The following is a 17441-nucleotide window of genomic DNA, read 5'->3' as shown; positions in this document are numbered from 1 at the left end:
CCCCCGCCGGGGCACGGGTCCCGGGGCGGCACACGGAGGGCCGGGCGGTTCGCCCGGCCCTCCGGCCGTGCGGCAGGGTGTGCGGTGGCACACGGTCCCGGCCGCCCCGTTCCGGCGGGGCCCGATCACCCCCGGTCCGGGCGGCCGGGGCCCACGGAGGAAGCACGATGAGCGATACGGCCGGCGCCTGGTCCGCACTCGGCGGGGATCCCGCTCTGCTCGCACGGGTGTCGGCCGTGGAGCGGCCTGAGGTGCTGCCGGCGCGGCTCCCGGTGCGTGCGACGGCGCGGGCGTGCGTGGCCGCGTGCGCGCTGGCGGCCGCCGAGCTGGCGGCCCGGCGGGCGGGCCTCGCCGAGGTGCCTGCCGTACGGGTGGACGACGGCGCGGTGGCGACGGCGTTCGTCAGCGAGCGGCACCTGCTGGTGGACGGGCGGGCCCCGGTCCCCTTCGCGCCGCTGTCGCGGTTCTGGCGGACGGCGGACGGCTGGGTGCGCACCCACGCCAACTACCCGCACCACTGGGAGCGGTTGCTGGCCGCGCTGGGCGTGACCGGCGACGGCGACCCGGAGACGGTGGCGGCGGCGCTGGCCGGACGGTCCGCGCGGGAGGTGGAGGACACGGTGTGCGCGGCCGGGGGGCTCGCGGTCGCGCTGCGCACGCCGGCGCAGTGGGCGGCGCATCCGCAGGGCGTGGCGGTGGCGCGGCGGCTCCTGGTGGAGCGCGTCCGGCTGGACTCCGCGTCCGGCCGGGCCCTGCCGGGGGTGGACGGGCGGCCCCTGCTGCCCGCCGCCGGGGTGCGAGTGCTGGACCTGACCCGGGTCATCGCCGGGCCCGTCGCCACCCGCGTGCTCGGCCTGCTCGGCGCGGACGTGCTGCGGGTGGATCCGCCGGGCCTGCCCGAGATCGCCGACCAGCACGCCGACACCGGCTTCGGGAAGCGGTCCGCGCGGCTCGACCTGGCCTCGGACCGGGACGCCTTCGAGGAGTTGCTCGCCGGCGCGGACGTCGTCGTCACCGGCTACCGCCCGGGCGCCCTGGACCGGTTCGGGCTGGACGCGCCGGCGCTGGCCGAGCGGCGGCCGGGAGTGGTGGTGGCCCAGTTGTCGGCGTGGGGCGCGTACGGACCGTGGGGCGGCCGGCGGGGTTTCGACAGCCTGGTGCAGGTGGCCACGGGCATCGCGGCGGCCGAGGGCGGGGACGGGCGTCCGGGCGCGCTGCCGGCGCAGGCGCTCGACCACGGCAGCGGATACCTCCTCGCGGCGGCCGTGCTGCGGGCCCTGACGGACCGTGCGGAGACGGGCGGCAGCCGGCTGGTCCGGGTGGCGCTGGCCCGCACGGCGCAGTGGCTGCTGGAGTCCGCGCCCGCCGCGGCCGCGCGGGCGGACGCCCCGGCCGGGCAGGCCCCGGCCCTCGTGCCCGGCCCCTGGCTGGCCGCGACCGACAGCCCGCTCGGCCGGCTGCGGTACGCCCTGCCCCCGGTCACGTTCGCGGGCGGGCCGCGCGACTGGGCCCGTCCGCCCGGCCCGTGGGGAGCCGACGCGGCGCGCTGGGAGTGACCGGCGGCGGGCGAGGCGGACGCGGCGGACCGCAGGGCCCGAGGCACGGCCCGGCGCACCGACGGGCCGCCGGCGGGCGTCGTGCGGCCGGGGGTACGGCGCCCGCGGCACGGTGTCGCGCCCCGGCGTGTAACGGCTCCGGAGCCCTGGCTGTGTATCGGCTTCGGAGCCCCGGCTGTGTAACGGCTCCGGAACGGAACCGTCCTGAAAAGATGCATCACGCACGGAATGTCCGGGCCCACTTCCGTCCCGGGCTTGCCCGGCTCTGTGTGTGCTTGTGAAGATCCTGGGGTGACTCTGACCAACCCCCGGTCCAGGACGACCGGTGCGCACAGGGGCGCGCGGCGTTCCGGCGTCGGCCCGGCCGTCGCCGTCCTCGTCCTGGTGACGCTGGGCGCGCTCATACCCCTGCTCGGTCCGGCTCCGGCACTGGACGGCACCGGGGAGGACCCGGCTCCCGGCACGGGAGGCATAGCCCTGCTGCGGACGGTGCTGTTCGCGGCGCTGGCCGTGCCCGTCGGCGAACTGTTCGTGCGGCGGCTGGCCCGTTCCGTACCGGGCGCGCCCCCCGTCCTGCCCCGCAGCTGGTCCACGGTGGCCAACTCGGTGGGGTTCGTGGCCGCCCTGGGGCTGGCGTCGGTCGTGGCCACCGGCAACCTCGTCCCCGCCGGCCTCGCCGACATCGACGTGGGCGGCCTCTACGACACCCGGGACGGCAAGCTCGCCCTCCTGGAGGTCAACGGCTTCCTCGCCGCCGCCCTGTGCGCCGCCTCGTCCCGGCCCGGCACCCAGGCGTGGCCGCTGGCCGCCGTGGTCGTGGCGGAGGCGCTGCGCGCGCACCCCACGACGGAGTACTCGCCCCTGCTGGGCTCCGGTCTGACGCTGGTGCACCTGACCTGTGCCTCGATGTGGGTGGGCGGCCTGGTGTACACCCTGCGCACCATCGCGCGGTGGCGGGCCGCCGAGGCGGGCAGCGCCCTGCTGGGCCTCTACGCGCGGGTGGCCGCCCTGCTCCTGGCCGCCCTCACCGCGACCGGCATCTGCAGTTCGCTGCGCCGGATGCCGCCCGAGACGATCATGGAGCAGCTGACGGAGACCGCCTACGGCCGGGTCCTGCTCGCCAAGGTGCTGCTGATGGCGGGGGTCGCCGCCCTCGCCCTGTGGGCCCGGATCCGGCTCGGCCGGGCGGCCGATCCGCTGTCCGCCTGCTCCCCCGCGCGGGCGGAGGTGTTCGCCCTGGGCCTGGTGGTGGCGGTGTCCGGACTGCTCACGGCCCTCCCGGTCCCGATCCGCTGGTGAGCTCCGCGCGCAACGCACGGACGGCGCACGGCACCTGACGGTCCGTCGGGACCGCGGACCGCGCTCCGCACGGCCGCGCCCACGCCCGCTCACCCCGCGCCGCGGCCCTCCCGCACCGGCCCGCCGCCGGACCGCGGCCGCCCGTACACATCGATCACTCGCGGACATTCCCGGCATCCGAACGCCCGCGCGGGACCGGGGACCTGACGGACCGCAGTGTCGGCCGCGCCCCGTATCCTCAGTGACCATGCTCGAAGACCTGACGACCGCAGCCCCCTCCCCCGGCGTGTGGCCGGCGGCGTATCCCCGGGGTTACGCGGTCGTTGACGTGGAGACGACGGGGCTGGCCCGGGACGACCGCATCATCTCGGCGGCCGTGTACCGGCTGGACGCGCAGGGCGAGGTCGAGGACCACTGGTACACCGTGGTCAACCCGGAGCGGGACCCCGGCCCGGTGTGGATCCACGGCCTGACGAGCGAGGCGCTGGAGGGCGCGCCCCTGTTCGGCGACATCGCCGCGGAGTTCGCGGCCCGGCTGCGGGGCCGGGTGCTGGTGGCGCACAACGCGGTCTTCGACTGGCAGATGATCGCCCGGGAGTACGCCCGCGCGCGTGTCGAGGCGCCGGTGCGGCAGCGGCTGTGCACCATCGCGCTCGCCAAGGAGCTGCGGCTGCCGCTGCCCAACCACAAGCTGGAGTCGCTCGCCGCGCACTTCGGCGTCGTGCAGCAGCGGGCGCACCACGCGCTGGACGACGCGCGGGTGCTGGCGGAGGCGTTCCGTCCCAGCCTGCGGGCCGCCGCGGCGGCGAACGTCCGGCTGCCGCTGCACGAGTGCCGGCCGCTGACGGAGTGGACGGACCGGCCGCGGATCGGGCAGCAGGCCGCCTACGCCGGGCGCCCGGCCACCTGGCGCCCTTCGCGCAGGCGGCCCGCCTGCCCGTACCCCAACCCGGGGCGGTACGAGCCGGGCAGGCCGCTCAAGCAGGGCATGCGGGTGGCCTTCTCCGGCGACACCTCCGTCGACCGGGAACTGCTGGAGGACCGGGCGACGGAGGCGGGACTGCACGTGGCCACCAGCCTGTCCCGGCTGACCAGCCTCCTGGTCACCAACGACCCCGGGTCCGGGACGTCCAAGGTGGTCAAGGCCCGCCAGTTCGGCACACCGGTCGTGGACGAGGCGGCGTTCGGTCAGCTGCTCGGCAACGTCGAACCCGCGTCCGAGGGCTGACCGGGCCCCGCCGGGCGGGCGACCGTACGGACGGGTGATTGCCCGGCGACTCGCCTGCCGCCCGCTCGTCCCCCACGGACCGACGGCCCACCCTGTGGCCCATGGCGACCTGCGAAGTATGCGGCAACAGTTACGGAATGACCTTCGAGGTGCACGCCCAGGGGGCCGTGCACGTGTTCGACTGCTTCTCCTGTGCGATCCACCGCATGGCCCCGATCTGCGAGCACTGCCGGGTGCAGATCATCGGCCAGGGCGTGGAGGCCGAGGGCCACTGGTACTGCGGGGCCCACTGCGCCCGGGCGGAGGGAAGGACGGGCATCGTGGACCGGGTATGAGGGCGTACCGGACGTACCCGCCTCCGAGCACCCCACGACCGAGTTGTACGGTCGTGGGGTGTACCGCTTCCTGTTGTCCCGCCAGTGGGTGACCATCACCCTGGTCGCCCTGCTGCTCATCCCCACGATGATCTGGCTGGGCTTCTGGCAGATGGAGCGCCACGACCAGCGCTCCGCGCGCAACCGGCTCGTCGCCGAGGCGCTGGACGCGGAGCCGGTGCCCGTGCAGCGGCTCGCCTCCCCCGGGCACGCCGTGACCCGCGAGGAGCGGTACCGCACGGTGACCGCCACGGGCCGGTTCGACACCGACGCCGAGGTCGTGGTGCGCCGCCGCACCAACTCCGACGACGAGGTCGGCTACCACGTCCTCACCCCGCTGGTCCTCCGGGACGGCAGGATCCTGCTGGTCAACCGCGGCTGGATCCCGTCGGACGGGCCCAGCCAGACCGTGTTCCCGGACGTTCCCCCGCCGCCCTCCGGCGAGGTCACGATCACGGGCCGGCTGATGCCCGACGAGACCACCGAGGCCAGCGGCATCAAGAACCTCCAGGGCCTGCCCGACCGGCAGATCATGCTGATCAACAGTGAACTGGAGGCCCGCCGCCTGGGCGCCGAGGTGCTCGGCGGCCACGTGGTGCAGACGGCGCCCGAGCCGCGCGACGGCAGCCCGCAGCTGCTCGGCGGCCCGGGCGAGGAGAACGCCGCCCTGAACTACGCGTACGCCCTGCAGTGGTGGCTGTTCGCCGCGGCCGTGCCGGTCGGCTGGGTCGTGCTGGTGCGCCGTGAGACACGGGAGCGGGCGGCCCGGTCCGCGGCCGGGCCCGCCGGCGCCCCGGAGTCGGAGCCGGCCTCCGTCTGACCGCCCCCGTCTGAACCGCCCCCGGCCCGCGCACCCCTCCCGGCCGCCCGCCCCCGTGTGCGAGAGTGTGCGGGCCGCCGGGCCCGGCCGTCGCGGCGCCCCGGGCGGACGGCCCCGGGGTCCCTGTCCCGCGAACCGGTCCCCGGCGCGGCACTTCACCGGGTACGGGGCACACAAGGACGGTGACGCATGGCCGACGGCGCCATGACCGCGACGTTCCTCGCCGTGATCGGCGGGGCGTCGCTGCTCGCCGTCACGGCGCGCCGGCTCCGGCCGAGCGACCGGCTGCCCTCGCTGGAGGGCTGGGCGCTCGCCGACCGCAGCCTCGGGGCCGGCTGGACCTGGCTGCTGCTCGGCGGCACCGTCTACACCGCGTACACCTTCACCGCCGTACCGGGACTGGCGTACGGCAACGGGGCGCCGGCGTTCTTCGCGGTGCCGTACACGGTGATCGTCTGTCCGCTGGCCTTCGTGCTGCTGAGCCGGCTGTGGAGCGTGGCCCGCCGGCACGGCTACGTCACCGCGGCCGACTTCGTGCGCGGACGCTACGGGTCGCCGCCGCTGGCCCTGGTGGTGGCGCTGACCGGGATCCTCGCGACGATGCCCTACCTGGCGCTGCAACTGCTGGGGATCCGCGCGGTGCTCACCGCCGGCGGGCTGTACCCGCACGGCGCCACCGGCGACCTGGTGATGGTGGCGGTCTTCGCCGGCCTGGCGGTGGCGACCTACCGGCACGGACTGCGGGCGCCCACCGTGATCGCGGCCCTGAAGGCGGTCGCGGTGTTCGTCTCGCTCACCGCGGTGTGCTGGCTGGTGCTGCGGCGGTTCGGCGGGCCCGGTGCCGTCTTCGACGGTGCGGCCCGCGCGCTCGGCGGGACGGACACGGCCCACTCGCCGCTGGTGCTGACCCCCGGGCAGCAGCCCGCGTACGCCACCCTCGCGCTCGGCTCCGCGCTGGCCCTGCTGATGTACCCGCACGTGCTCACCGCAGGGTTCGCGGCCGACGGGCCGCGCACCCTGCGCAAGGTGTCGGCGAGGCTGCCCGCCTGGACCGCGCTGCTGGCGCTCTTCGGCTTCCTGGGCATCGCCGCCCTCGCCGCCGGGGTGCGCGCCCCCGAGGGCGGCGCGGAGGCGGCCGTGCCGATGCTCGTCGACCGGCTGATGCCGGGACCGCTGGCGGGGCTGGTGTTCGGCGCGATCGTGGTGGGCGCGCTGGTCCCGGCGGCGGTCATGTCGATCGCCGCGGCGACGAGCTTCGTGCGCAACGTGTACGTGGAGTACGTGCATCCGACGGCCACCCCGAAGCGCCAGGTGCGCATCGCGAAGGCGGTGTCCCTCACCGCGAAGCTGGGCGCCGTGGCGTTCGTGTTCGGGCTGCGCGACCAGGACGCCGTCAACCTGCATCTGCTGGGCGGGGTGTGGATGCTCCAGGTGTTCCCGGCGGTGGCCGTCGGCCTGTACACACGCTGGCTGCACCCGCGGGCCCTGCTCGCCGGGTGGACCGCGGGCATGGCCGCCGGGACCTGGCTGGTGGTGCGCGAGGGGTTCTCCTCGATCGTGCCGCTCGGCCCCGGCGGCGGGCCGGTGGAGATCTACGCCGGGGTCGCCGCCCTGCTGCTGAACCTGACCGTCGCGGTGGCCTGCACCCCGGCGCTGCACCGCCTCGGCGTCCCGCGCGGCGCGGACGCCACCGACCTGCCGCCCCGCCCGATGGCCGGGCGGCGCCCGGAGACGGGAGCCGACACCACGTGAGACGCCGGCCGCAGTCCCCCGACACCCTGCCGCCCGCCCCGGCGGTCCCTCCCCCGGCGCCGCCCCCGACGGCGGTCCGCGGGCAGCCGCCCGCCCAGGCCGCCGATCCGGCCGACCGGGAGCGGGAGGCCGGGGTGGCCCGCCTCTTCGAGGCCCACTACTCCTCCATGCTGCGGCTGGCCGTGCTGCTGGGCGCCGACGACCCGGAGAACGTGGTGGCCGAGGCGTTCTACCAGCTCTACCGCAAGTGGCGGCGGCTGAAGGACGTGGGCGCGGCGGAGGCCTGTCTGCGCTCCACCGTCTGCGACCTGACCCGGACGCGGGTGCGGCACCTGCAGGTGGTGCGCCGCGTCGTGCCGCAGGCCCCGCCGGACGACACCGTCGCGTCCGCCGAGAACACCGCGCTGCTCCGCGACGACCAGCGGGTGCTGATCGACGCGCTCCGGCGGCTGCCCACCCGGCAGCGCGAGGCGCTGGTGCTGCGGCACTGGCTCGGGCTGAAGGAGAGCGAGATCGCCGCCGCGATGGGCATCACGCGCGGCTCCGTGAAGACGCACACCTCGCGCGGCATCGCCGCGCTGACCCAGGCGATGGAGGCCCGGCGATGAGACATCGAGACGCGACCGGGCCGCGTGGCACCGGTGCGGACCGTACGCACCACGACCGGCCCGAGCCCTGCCCGCCCGGCGCCGACCGCACCGAACGGGAGCTGCGCGACGCCCTCTCGGCGCTGGCCGGGGGCGTGCTGCCCGACCCGGACGCGTACCGCACGGCGCGCGGGGCGTGGCTGCGCCGGGAACGCCGCCGCCGGCTCGTCCTCACGGTGCTCGTCGCCGTCGTCTTCGCGCTGGCCGTCCTGATCGGGCTGTGGGTGCTCAACCAGGCGCCCGCCGAGCCCGGGGTGATCTTCTCCGGCGACGGCTCCCCGTCCGCCGACGGCCCGTCACTCCCCCGGCTCCCGACCTGATTGCGGCCCGGGGAGGCCGGGAACCCGCACCTCGTGCACCGTATCGAGGACTACGCGCTCATCGGCGACGAGCAGACCGCTGCCCTGGTGGGCATGGACGGCTCCATCGACTGGCTCTGCCTGCCCCGCTTCGACTCCGCGGCGTGCTTCGCCCGGCTCCTCGGCGACGAGGACAACGGGCACTGGCGCATCGCCCCCGTGGGGGCGGAGCGCTGCACGCGCCGCGCCTACCGGCAGGACACCCTGGTCCTGGACACCGAGTGGGAGACCGACGGCGGCACGGTCCGGGTCACCGACCTGATGCCGCAGCGCCACCGGGCCCCCGACGTGGTGCGGATCGTGCAGGGGGTGAGGGGGGAGGTCACCGTGCGCAGCGTGCTCAAGCTGCGCTTCGACTACGGCTCGGTCGTGCCCTGGGTGCGGCGGGACGACGGGCACCGGGTGGCGGTCGCCGGGCCCGACTCGGTGTGGCTGCGCAGCGAGCCGGGGGTGCGCACCTGGGGCGAGGACATGAGCACCGTCTCGGAGTTCACGGTGAAGGAGGGTGAGCGGGTCGCGTTCGTGCTGACCTGGCACCCCTCGCACGAGCCGCGCCCGCCGCTCGTCGACCCGTACACCTCGCTGCGGCACAGCCTGGCGGACTGGCGGGCCTGGGCGTCGCGCTGCCGGTACCGCGGCCCGCACCGGGACATGGTGGTCCGGTCGCTGATCACGCTCAAGGCGCTGACCTACGCCCCCACCGGCGGCATCGTGGCCGCGGCCACCACCTCGCTGCCGGAGGACCCGGGCGGGGTGCGCAACTGGGACTACCGGTTCTGCTGGCTGCGGGACTCCACCCTGACCCTGAACGTGCTGCTGGCGGCCGGGTACCAGGAGGAGGCGGAGGCCTGGCGGAACTGGCTGCTGCGGGCGGTCGCGGGCGACCCGGCCGACCTGCAGATCATGTACGGCCTGGCGGGCGAGCGGCGGCTGCCGGAGTTCGAACTGCCCTGGCTGTCCGGCTTCGGCGGCGCCACGCCGGTACGGGTCGGCAACGAGGCGGTCAACCAGCTCCAGCTCGACGTGTACGGCGAGGTGATGGACTCCCTGGACCTGGCCCGCCGTTCGGGCCTGTCCGCGCAGCCCGACGTGTGGGCCCTGCAGACCGTGCTGATGGACTTCCTCCGCACGGTGTGGCAGCAGCCGGACGAGGGCCTGTGGGAAGTGCGCGGCGGACGGCGGCACTTCGTGCACTCCAAGGTCATGGTGTGGGTCGCCGCGGACCGCGCGGTGCGCGCCCTGGAGGACGACCCGGACCTGCACGGCGATCTCGACGGCTGGCGCGAGCTGCGCGACCGGGTGCACCGGGAGGTGTGCGAGAAGGGTTTCGACACCGAGCGGAACACCTTCACCCAGTCCTACGGTTCGCGCGAGCTCGACGCGGCGCTGCTGCTCATCCCGCGGGTGGGTTTCCTGCCCCCCGACGACCCGCGGGTGCTCGGCACCATCGAGGCGGTCCGGGCGGACCTCGGGCGGGACGGGCTGCTGCGCCGGTACACGCCCGCCGCGACGACCGCGGTCGACGGGCTGCCGGGTGACGAGGCCACCTTCCTGGTGTGCTCCTTCTGGCTGGCGGACGCCCTGCACATGACCGGCAGGACGCGGGAGGCGCGCGAGCTGTTCGAACGGCTGCTGGGGCTCGCCAACGACGTCGGTCTGCTGTCCGAGGAGTACGACACGGTGGGCCGGCGGCAGCTCGGCAACGTGCCGCAGGCGTTCAGCCACATCGGTCTGGTGAACACCGCTCTCGCCCTGTTCGGCGAAGAAGCGGACGAGGCAGGATAGGGCCATGGATCTTGGACTGAAGGACCGGGTGTACGTCGTCACCGGGGCGACCCGCGGGCTGGGCCACGCCACCGCGCGCGAGCTGGTCGCCGACGGCGCGAAGGTGGTCGTCACGGGCCGGGAGGAGAAGAACGCCGCCGAGGCGGCCGCGGCCCTGGGGCCGAACGCGGTCGGTGTGGCCGTCGACAACGCCGACCCCGAGGCGCCTGGGCGGCTGGTGGCGACCGCCCGCGAGCGGTTCCACCGCCTGGACGGCATCCTCGTCAGCGTGGGCGGACCGCCGCCGGGGTTCGTCGCGGACACCACCGACGAGCAGTGGCGGGCGGCCTTCGAGTCGGTCTTCCTGGGCGCGGTGCGGCTGGCCCGCGCGGCCGCGGCGGAGCTCGGCGAGGGCGGTGTCATCGGCTTCGTGCTGTCCGGCTCGGTGCACGAGCCGATCCCGGGGCTGACCATCTCCAACGGCCTGCGTCCCGGGCTCGCCGGGTTCGCCAAGTCCCTCGCGGACGAGCTGGGCCCGCGCGGCATCCGCGTGGTGGGCCTGCTGCCCGGGCGGATCGACACCGACCGCGTGCGCGAGCTGGACGCCCTGTCCGCCGACCCTGAGGCCACCCGCCGGGCCGCCGAATCGCGCATCCCGCTGCGCCGCTACGGCACTCCGGAGGAGTTTGGCCGCACGGCGGCGTTCGTGCTGTCCCCGGCGGCGTCGTACCTGTCCGGCGTGATGCTGCCGGTGGACGGCGGCGTGCGGCACGGGTTCTGACCCGCCGCACCCTCCCCCGCGGCGGGCCCGGTCAACTCACCCGTTCCGCCCCGTGCTTGACGGCGCGCAGGCGGACCTCGGCGGGGAGCGCGGCCGTGCCCGCCGAGGTGCGGGCGTGGGTGAGGGCGCCGGTGGTCAGGGTGTCCAGGGCGGTGCCGGGGTCGACGTCGGGTTCCAGCAGCAGCCGTACCCGGGCGGCCGGCGCGTGGGGCCGGCCGGTGAGCCGCACCCGTGCCTGGTGGACGCCGTCCACCTGGCCGGCGTCCCGGACCAGGGCGTCCTCCAGGGCGTGCCCGCGCAGCGTCGCGCCCTCGCCGTCGCCGGTGTCGAGGAACACCTCGCCCAGCCGCCGCCGGCGCAGCGTCGCGACCAGCCACCACAGGGCGAGCAGGACGAGGACCGCGAGCGCGGCGATGACGGCCGGCCACCACCAGTCCTCCGCCCGCCACCGGGTCCGCTCCGACGCGTCCAGCAGCACGTCGTGCCGTCCGTCGTGGATCCACCAGGAGGGCGCCGGCGCTCCGAAGCCCACCGCCAGCACGGAGCCGCCGAGTGCGGCCAGCACGAGTCCCGCGATGCCCAGCAGCACCCGGTTGACGGTCGTGAGCACGGCTGTCACCCCTTCCGTCCGGGCCGTCGCACCCGCAGGGACAGCGCGGGCGGCCGGGCGAGCCCCAGCCCCCGGACCGCCTCGGCGAGCACCAGGTCCAGGTCGTGGCGGACGTCGTCCAGGGCGCGGAAGTGCGACACCGCGCGGACGTCGGCGCGGCGCCGCCCCACGCGGACCCGTACCGCCTGCACACCGGCCACCTCCATGGCGCGGTCCCGCAGGACCATCGCGGCCGCGTCCCGGTGCAGCGCGGCCCGCACGTCGGGGTGGGTGCGCCGCATCGGCAGCAGGGCGCGCAGGCCGGGGGTGAGTGCGAGCAGCAGCAGCCAGAGTCCGAGGGCCGCGGCGACCCCGGCGCCGATCCGCACCCAGAGGTCGTCCAGGGGGCGTTCGGCGAGCTGCCGGGCGAGTTCGCGGCGCCAGGCCATCGCGGGACGGCCGGCCCGCACCGCGGCCACGTCGTAGAGGAAGGCGCCCGCGACCACCAGCAGCAGGAGGGCCAGCAGGGCGGCCGGAACGCGGCGGGTGGACCAGAAGCGGCGGTGCCCGCCCGGCAGGTCCCGGTCCCCGGGGCCGGATCGTGCTCCCGGGTCGTGCCGTCCGGGGGTGACCGGGGCGGTGCCGGTGCCCGTCCCGGCGTCGTGGGCCCCGCTCACCGGGTCCTCCCCCGGGGCGCGCCGAGGGCCGCCGTCAGGTGCAACCGCTCCACCTGGACCGCGACCTCGGTGACGTGCAGGTCCACCAGGTCCGTCACCCGTTCGGTCACCCGGCGGCGCACCCGCGCGCAGCGGTCGCCGAGGTCGGCCGGGTAGTCGAGTTCGACGTGGACCCGGAAGCGGGCGGTGTCGTGGTGGACGACGACCGTGGCGTGGGGCGGGTCGGCGTCCGGCGGCAGCGGTCCGACCGCCTCGCGCGCCGCCCGGGAGGCGATCTTGGCGATCACCCGGTCGGCGATCCGGGTCGCACCGCGGTCGCCCGGGGCCACGGCGCCCGGGCCCCGGCCGAGCTCACCGGCGGCCGTGTTCGCGGCGGTCACCGGGGTCACCGGCGCCGTTCGTCACGGGGGCGGAAGAGGTCGCCCGGTTCCAGGTCTCCCTGGAGGAACCTCCCGACGACGAACCCCACCGCGCCCAGGGCCGCCACCAGCAGGAATGCTCCGAACCCGCCGAAGTATCCGGCGAAGCCCAGTGCCATGCCGGCGATCATGCCGACCACGGCCATGTTCATGGTGCGCTCCTCAGCTCCTCAGCCGTACCCCAGCCGTACCCGTCGCCGCCGCTCCCGTGAGCGCGGCCGTGCGTGTGCGCGCTGCCGCCGGGCGGGGCCGACGTGGCAGCGACCCTCGTGAACCAGCGCGCCCCGGTGACCACGCAGGGCCGGGGCCGCGCCCCGTCCCCGGGTGGGCGACCGTTCCCGCGTGCGCCCTCGGGCCCGCCCGCGCGGCCGACGCGCGTGCGCCGCCGTCAGCGGCCCGGGCCGGCCGCGCTCCGTCCCGCGTTCCTGCCCGGCCGCGGCCTCACTGAAGCCGGGACTCCGGCTCCTCGTCGTCCTCCTCGTCGGGCAGTTTGACGTCGCTCACCGAGATGTTGACCTCCACGACCTCCAGACCGGTCATCCGCTCCACGGCCGCCACGACGTTCTCCCGGACGTCCCGGGCCACGTCCTTGATGGACACCCCGTAGTCGACGACGATCTCCAGGTCGAGCGCGGTCTGCACCTCGCCCACCTCGGCCTTCACGCCCCGGGTGACCGACTTCGACCCGCCCGGCACCCGGTCGCGCACGGCCCCGAAGGTGCGGGACAGCCCGCTGCCCATGGCGTGCACGCCCAGCACGTCCCTCGCGGCCATGCCCGCGATCTTCTCGACGACGCCGTCCGCGATGGTGGTGCGGCCCCGGCCGGCCGGGTCACCGCCGCCTCGCCGGGTGGGCTGCCCCTTGCGGGAGGTCTCGCCCGACGTCTTCTCCAGCTCGGCGGTCCTCGTGGAGCCGCCCTCGGTCATGTCCGTCATGCCGCGCGTCCTTCCGGTCGTGGTCCTCACGACCACCGTAAGCGCGGTTGCGTGGTCGCGCGCCAGGGATGCGGCAGGCTGGAGGAATGACGGCACAGCAATGGACGCGGGCGGTGCGGGAGCAGGTCGGGCTGGGCCGGTTCCTGCCCCTGGGCGGGCCCCACGACGGGGCATGGATCGCCGAGCGGGCCGCGGCGGCGGTCCTGCGGTCGGCGGTGCGGGACGTGGGCGGCGTACGCCTGGGCGCGCTGCGGATCGGACTCGCCGCGCCCGGACCGGCCGGTGCGCCGGTCGTGCCGGCGCCGCCGAGTGCCCTGCCGCCGGGCCCGCTGCGGGTGACGGCTCAGTGCACGGCCACGGCCGCGGAGCCGCTGCCCGTGACCACGGAGCGCCTGCGGAGGGCGCTGGCACGGGCCTGCGCCGAACGGGTGGGCCTGGTGGTCGGGGAGGTGGACCTGCGGGTCACGGACCTCCTGGAGGCACCGGCCGGCCCCGGCGACGCGACCGGCCCGGACGCGGGGGAAGGGCGGGACGCGAAGGCCCCGCCGTCCGTGCCGTCCCCGCCCGGGGCGGCCGGGGGCACCGACGGCGCCGGCGACGCGGCGGACGCGGGCGGCCCGGACGACGGCGACGAGCGGCGGGTGGCCGAGGCGGCGCTGGCCGTGCCGGGCGTCGCCCGGCTGGCCGGCTCGCCGGGCCGCGCGGTGCGGCTGACCTCGGTGCCGGGCGAGGCCGCGCTGCCGCACCGGCAGGTGCGGGTGGACCTCGCCGTGGGCGCGGGTCACCGTGCCCTGGACGTGGCGCTGGCCGTCCGCGCGGCGGTACGGGCGGCGCTGCCCGACCGTCCGGCGGTGGCCGTCCTGGTCACGGCCGCCGACTGAGCGGCGGCCGGAACCGGACGGACGGAGGCGTGACGGACGGAGCCGTGACCGGAACGGACGGAGCCGGAACCGCCCGGAGCCGGGCGGTTCCGGGCGGCGTCAGTCGCCGAGGCCGGCCAGATCGCGCAGCCGGCGGCCCTGGGCGGCGCGTTCGGCGACGCGCTGTTCCTCGTACGGGCGCTCCTGGGCGCCCCGCAGCAGCGCCTTGGTCTCGATGACGGCGTCCCGGGGCGCGGCCAGCAGGGCCGCCGCCAGGTCCTGGACGGCGGCGTCGAGTTCGCCGCCGGGCACCGCCAGATTGGCCAGGCCGGTGTTCACGGCCTCCTCGGCCAGGACGAAGCGGCCCGTCGCGCAGATCTCCAGCGCGCGGGCGTAGCCGACGAGCCCGACCAGCGGATGGGTGCCGGTCAGGTCGGGGACCAGGCCGAGGCTGGTCTCGCGCATGGCGAACTGCACGTCGTCGGCGACGACGCGCAGGTCACAGGCGAGCGCCAGCTGGAAACCGGCACCGATGGCGTGGCCCTGGACGGCCGCGATGGACACCAGGTCGCTGCGCCGCCACCAGGTGAACGCGTCCTGGTACTCGGCGATGATCGCGTCGAGCGCGGCCTCGTCGCCGCGCGCCATGTCGACGAACGACGGTTCGCCCTCGATGCCCTCGGGCGAGAGCATCTGCCGGTCGAGTCCGGCGGAGAAGGACTTGCCCTCCCCGCGCAGCACCACGACCCGGACGGAGCCCGGCAGCATCCGGCCCGCCTCGGTCAGGGCCCGCCACAGGGCCGGGCTCTGCGCGTTGCGCTTGGCGGGGTTGGTCAGCGTCACCGTGGCGATCGCGTCGTCCACGGTCAGCCGGACGCCGTCCTTGTCGAGTACCGGACCGAGGTCCTGGGCGGGCGAAGCCATGGGGCGCCTCCGATGGGTGCGGTCGTCGTGCGTACCGGGACGGCGGGACCCCGAGGATCCCGGACCGCGGCACGCCTAAGTGACTGCACAGTAACCACCCGGCCGGTCAGTCGCCCGACCGGGTGGTCACCCTCGGAACCGTGGCGCCGGGATCAGGCCGACGAGGCCTTCTTGCCCCGGGTCGCCCCGCCACGCCCTCGGAGCGTGACGCCCGACTCGCTGAGCATGCGGTGCACGAAGCCATACGAGCGGCCGGTCTCCTCGGCCAACGCCCGGATGCTTGCACCGGCGTCGTACTTCTTCTTCAGGTCTGCCGCGAGCTTGTCGCGCGCGGCGCCGGTCACCCGGCTGCCCTTCTTCAGAGTCTCGGCCACCCGTGCCTCCTCATGGGAAGTGCGCTCTGGTCTTCTCATGATCACCCCTACCGGGCCCGATGGCCACCCATTCGGCAAGGTCGATGGGACAAGGTTGTGACGACGGGAGCACGTCCCCACAACCGGAGGAAGTGATTCCGGGCGGCGCCGACGGCACCGCCGAACGGGTTCCTCCGCGAAGTTCCTGGTCAGAAGGGCGCGCCCGCCGGACCCCGCCCCATGCCGGACGCGACCGGGAAATCCGTGTAGGACACACCTCGGGATGAGGAGATCTCACACAGATGGTGGATCACCGATGGGCCGAATGATCCATGGGGAGTGGATCACGACCGACGGCCGGCCCCGCACCCGCGGTGCGTGACCGGCCGCTCACCGGGGGTGGCTCAGGCGAGGGCGACGAGATCCGCGTAGTCGGCGCCCCACAGGTCCTCGATGCCGTCCGGAAGCAGGATGATCCGCTCCGGCTGGAGCGCCTCGACGGCGCCCTCGTCGTGGGTGACCAGGACCACCGCGCCCTTGTACGTGCGCAGCGCGCCGAGGATCTCCTCGCGGCTGGCCGGGTCGAGGTTGTTGGTGGGCTCGTCGAGGAGCAGCACGTTCGCCGAGGACACCACCAGGGTGGCGAGCGCCAGACGGGTCTTCTCGCCGCCGGAGAGCACCCGGGCCGGCTTGTCGACGTCGTCACCGGAGAACAGGAAGGAGCCGAGCACCTTGCGGACCTCGACCAGGTCCATGTCCGGGGCCGCCGAGCGCATGTTCTCCAGCACCGTGCGGTCCTGGTCGAGGGTCTCGTGCTCCTGCGCGTAGTAGCCGAGCTTGAGCCCGTGACCGGGGACGACGGCCCCGGTGTCGGGCTGCTCGACGCCCGCGAGCAGGCGCAGCAGGGTCGTCTTGCCGGCGCCGTTGAGGCCGAGGATGACGACCCGGGAGCCCTTGTCGATGGCCAGGTCGACGTCGGTGAAGATCTCCAGCGAGCCGTACGACTTCGACAGGCCCTCGGCCATCAGCGGCGTCCTGCCGCAGGGGGCGGGCTCGGGGAAGCGCAGCTTGGCCACCTTGTCGGACTGGCGGACCTCCTCCAGGCCCGACAGCAGCCGCTCGGCGCGGCGGGCCATGTTCTGCGCGGCGACCGTCTTGGTGGCCTTGGCGCGCATCTTGTCCGCCTGGGCGTTCAGCGCGGCGGCCTTCTTCTCGGCGTTGGCCCGCTCGCGCTTGCGGCGCTTCTCGTCGGCCTCGCGCTGCTGCTGGTAGAGCTTCCAGCCCATGTTGTAGATGTCGATGGCCGCGCGGTTGGCGTCCAGGTAGAACACCTTGTTGACGACCGTCTCGACCAGGTCGACGTCGTGGGAGATCACGATGAAGCCGCCGCGGTAGGTCTTGAGGTAGTCGCGCAGCCAGATGATCGAGTCGGCGTCGAGGTGGTTCGTCGGCTCGTCGAGCAGCAGGGTGTCGGCGTCGGAGAAGAGGATGCGGGCGAGTTCGATGCGGCGGCGCTGACCGCCGGAGAGCGTGTGCAGCGGCTGGCTCAGCACCCGGTCGGGGAGGTTCAGGGCGGCGGCGATGGTGGCGGCCTCGGCCTCGGCGGCGTACCCGCCCTTGGTGAGGAACTCGGTCTCCTGCCGCTCGTACTGGCGCAGCGCCTTCTCCCGGGTGGCGCCCTGGCCGCCGGCGATGCGCTGCTCGTTGTCCCGCATCTTGCGGATCAGCACGTCCAGGCCGCGCGCGGACAGGATGCGGTCCCGCGCGAGGACGTCGAGGTCGCCGGTGCGGGGGTCCTGGGGCAGGTAACCGACCTCGCCGGAGCGGGTGACGGTGCCGGCGGCGGGGATGCCCTGGCCGGCGAGGACCTTGGTGAGGGTGGTCTTGCCGGCGCCGTTGCGGCCGACCAGGCCGATGCGGTCGCCCTTGGCGACGCGGAAAGTGGCGCTCTCGAGAAGGACACGGGCACCGGCGCGCAGCTCGATGCCGGAGGCGGAGATCACGGTCAGACTCCTGGGCGTTGGGGCCCCGGCTCGGTCGGAGTCACGAGCGGGGAGGGTGGCGGTGGGCTGCTGAGGACGGTTCCGCCGTCTAATGCGCGAG

Annotated in this window: 19 protein-coding genes; 11 read left to right on the top strand and 8 right to left on the bottom strand. The window is 75.5% G+C overall.

What is annotated here, in order from left to right:
- Positions 1-167 precede the first annotated feature (167 nt).
- The 10 genes from ACSU53_RS24570 (at position 168) to ACSU53_RS24525 (ending at position 10580) form a co-directional block, all read left to right on the top strand.
- Entirely contained in the window at positions 168-1556 is a 1389-nt protein-coding gene (locus tag ACSU53_RS24570) for a CoA transferase (RefSeq protein WP_437031056.1), read from the top strand.
- A gap of 291 nt (positions 1557-1847) precedes the next feature.
- Positions 1848-2855: a CopD family protein gene (locus tag ACSU53_RS24565; RefSeq protein ID WP_437031054.1), complete on the top strand. Its 1008-nt coding sequence runs from the start codon at positions 1848-1850 to the stop codon at positions 2853-2855.
- Positions 2856-3102: 247 nt separating this feature from the next.
- Positions 3103-4083 (top strand): DEDDh family exonuclease, encoded by a 981-nt coding sequence (locus ACSU53_RS24560; RefSeq protein ID WP_437031052.1) that lies wholly within the window; start codon positions 3103-3105, stop codon positions 4081-4083.
- 101 nt (positions 4084-4184) lie between these two features.
- A complete protein-coding gene (locus ACSU53_RS24555) occupies positions 4185-4418 on the top strand; it encodes a hypothetical protein (RefSeq protein WP_109379926.1) in 234 nt (77 codons plus the stop codon).
- A gap of 58 nt (positions 4419-4476) precedes the next feature.
- Complete coding sequence (locus tag ACSU53_RS24550; RefSeq protein WP_437031050.1) at positions 4477-5277, top strand: SURF1 family cytochrome oxidase biogenesis protein; 801 nt, start codon at positions 4477-4479, stop codon at positions 5275-5277.
- A 189-nt stretch (positions 5278-5466) separates the two neighbouring features.
- Complete coding sequence (locus ACSU53_RS24545) at positions 5467-7029, top strand: sodium:solute symporter family protein (RefSeq protein ID WP_437031048.1); 1563 nt, start codon at positions 5467-5469, stop codon at positions 7027-7029.
- Positions 7026-7637 (top strand): sigma-70 family RNA polymerase sigma factor, encoded by a 612-nt coding sequence (locus ACSU53_RS24540; protein ID WP_437031046.1) that lies wholly within the window; start codon positions 7026-7028, stop codon positions 7635-7637. Before ACSU53_RS24545 ends, ACSU53_RS24540 begins: the two co-directional genes overlap by 4 nt.
- A complete protein-coding gene (locus tag ACSU53_RS24535; RefSeq protein ID WP_437031044.1) occupies positions 7634-7996 on the top strand; it encodes a hypothetical protein in 363 nt (120 codons plus the stop codon). The genes ACSU53_RS24540 and ACSU53_RS24535 overlap by 4 nt, the downstream gene beginning before the upstream one ends.
- Before the next feature lie 33 nt (positions 7997-8029).
- Entirely contained in the window at positions 8030-9820 is a 1791-nt protein-coding gene (locus tag ACSU53_RS24530; RefSeq protein WP_437031042.1) for a glycoside hydrolase family 15 protein, read from the top strand.
- Positions 9821-9824: 4 nt separating this feature from the next.
- Entirely contained in the window at positions 9825-10580 is a 756-nt protein-coding gene (locus ACSU53_RS24525) for an SDR family oxidoreductase (protein ID WP_437031040.1), read from the top strand.
- A 31-nt stretch (positions 10581-10611) separates the two neighbouring features.
- Here the strand turns inward: ACSU53_RS24525 and amaP are convergent, their stop codons facing one another.
- The 5 genes from amaP to ACSU53_RS24500 all read right to left on the bottom strand — a co-directional run bounded on the left by amaP (position 10612) and on the right by ACSU53_RS24500 (position 13201).
- Positions 10612-11199 carry an alkaline shock response membrane anchor protein AmaP gene (amaP, locus tag ACSU53_RS24520; protein ID WP_437031038.1) on the bottom strand — a complete coding sequence of 196 codons (588 nt, stop codon included), beginning with the start codon at positions 11197-11199 and terminating at the stop codon, positions 10612-10614.
- Complete coding sequence (locus tag ACSU53_RS24515; protein WP_437031036.1) at positions 11196-11846, bottom strand: DUF6286 domain-containing protein; 651 nt, start codon at positions 11844-11846, stop codon at positions 11196-11198. The genes amaP and ACSU53_RS24515 overlap by 4 nt, the downstream gene beginning before the upstream one ends.
- Complete coding sequence (locus ACSU53_RS24510) at positions 11843-12226, bottom strand: hypothetical protein (protein WP_437031034.1); 384 nt, start codon at positions 12224-12226, stop codon at positions 11843-11845. The genes ACSU53_RS24515 and ACSU53_RS24510 overlap by 4 nt, the downstream gene beginning before the upstream one ends.
- 5 nt (positions 12227-12231) lie before the next feature.
- Positions 12232-12417 carry a hypothetical protein gene (locus tag ACSU53_RS24505; protein WP_437031032.1) on the bottom strand — a complete coding sequence of 62 codons (186 nt, stop codon included), beginning with the start codon at positions 12415-12417 and terminating at the stop codon, positions 12232-12234.
- Positions 12418-12706: 289 nt separating this feature from the next.
- Positions 12707-13201, bottom strand: coding sequence for an Asp23/Gls24 family envelope stress response protein (locus ACSU53_RS24500; protein WP_437031030.1), 495 nt, complete (start codon positions 13199-13201; stop codon positions 12707-12709).
- Positions 13202-13287: 86 nt separating this feature from the next.
- Between ACSU53_RS24500 and ACSU53_RS24495 the strand changes: the two genes are divergently transcribed.
- Positions 13288-14082, top strand: coding sequence for a nucleopolyhedrovirus P10 family protein (locus ACSU53_RS24495; protein WP_437031028.1), 795 nt, complete (start codon positions 13288-13290; stop codon positions 14080-14082).
- Positions 14083-14181: 99 nt separating this feature from the next.
- Here the strand turns inward: ACSU53_RS24495 and ACSU53_RS24490 are convergent, their stop codons facing one another.
- The 3 genes from ACSU53_RS24490 to ACSU53_RS24480 all read right to left on the bottom strand — a co-directional run bounded on the left by ACSU53_RS24490 (position 14182) and on the right by ACSU53_RS24480 (position 17341).
- The gene (locus ACSU53_RS24490; RefSeq protein WP_437031026.1) at positions 14182-14985 is read right to left on the bottom strand and encodes an enoyl-CoA hydratase/isomerase family protein; all 804 of its coding nucleotides are present in this window, start codon (positions 14983-14985) and stop codon (positions 14182-14184) included.
- Between the two features lie 152 nt (positions 14986-15137).
- The gene (locus ACSU53_RS24485; protein WP_030404458.1) at positions 15138-15359 is read right to left on the bottom strand and encodes a helix-turn-helix domain-containing protein; all 222 of its coding nucleotides are present in this window, start codon (positions 15357-15359) and stop codon (positions 15138-15140) included.
- Between the two features lie 383 nt (positions 15360-15742).
- The gene (locus tag ACSU53_RS24480; protein ID WP_437031024.1) at positions 15743-17341 is read right to left on the bottom strand and encodes an ABC-F family ATP-binding cassette domain-containing protein; all 1599 of its coding nucleotides are present in this window, start codon (positions 17339-17341) and stop codon (positions 15743-15745) included.
- Positions 17342-17441: the final 100 nt, after the last annotated feature.

Origin of the sequence: Streptomyces sp. enrichment culture, assembly GCF_964273255.1 — a bacterium.
In the GTDB taxonomy this organism is placed as follows: domain Bacteria; phylum Actinomycetota; class Actinomycetes; order Streptomycetales; family Streptomycetaceae; genus Streptomyces.
The sequence above is the reverse complement of the archived record's forward strand: the minus strand, read 5'-3'. Positions and strand labels throughout refer to the sequence as shown.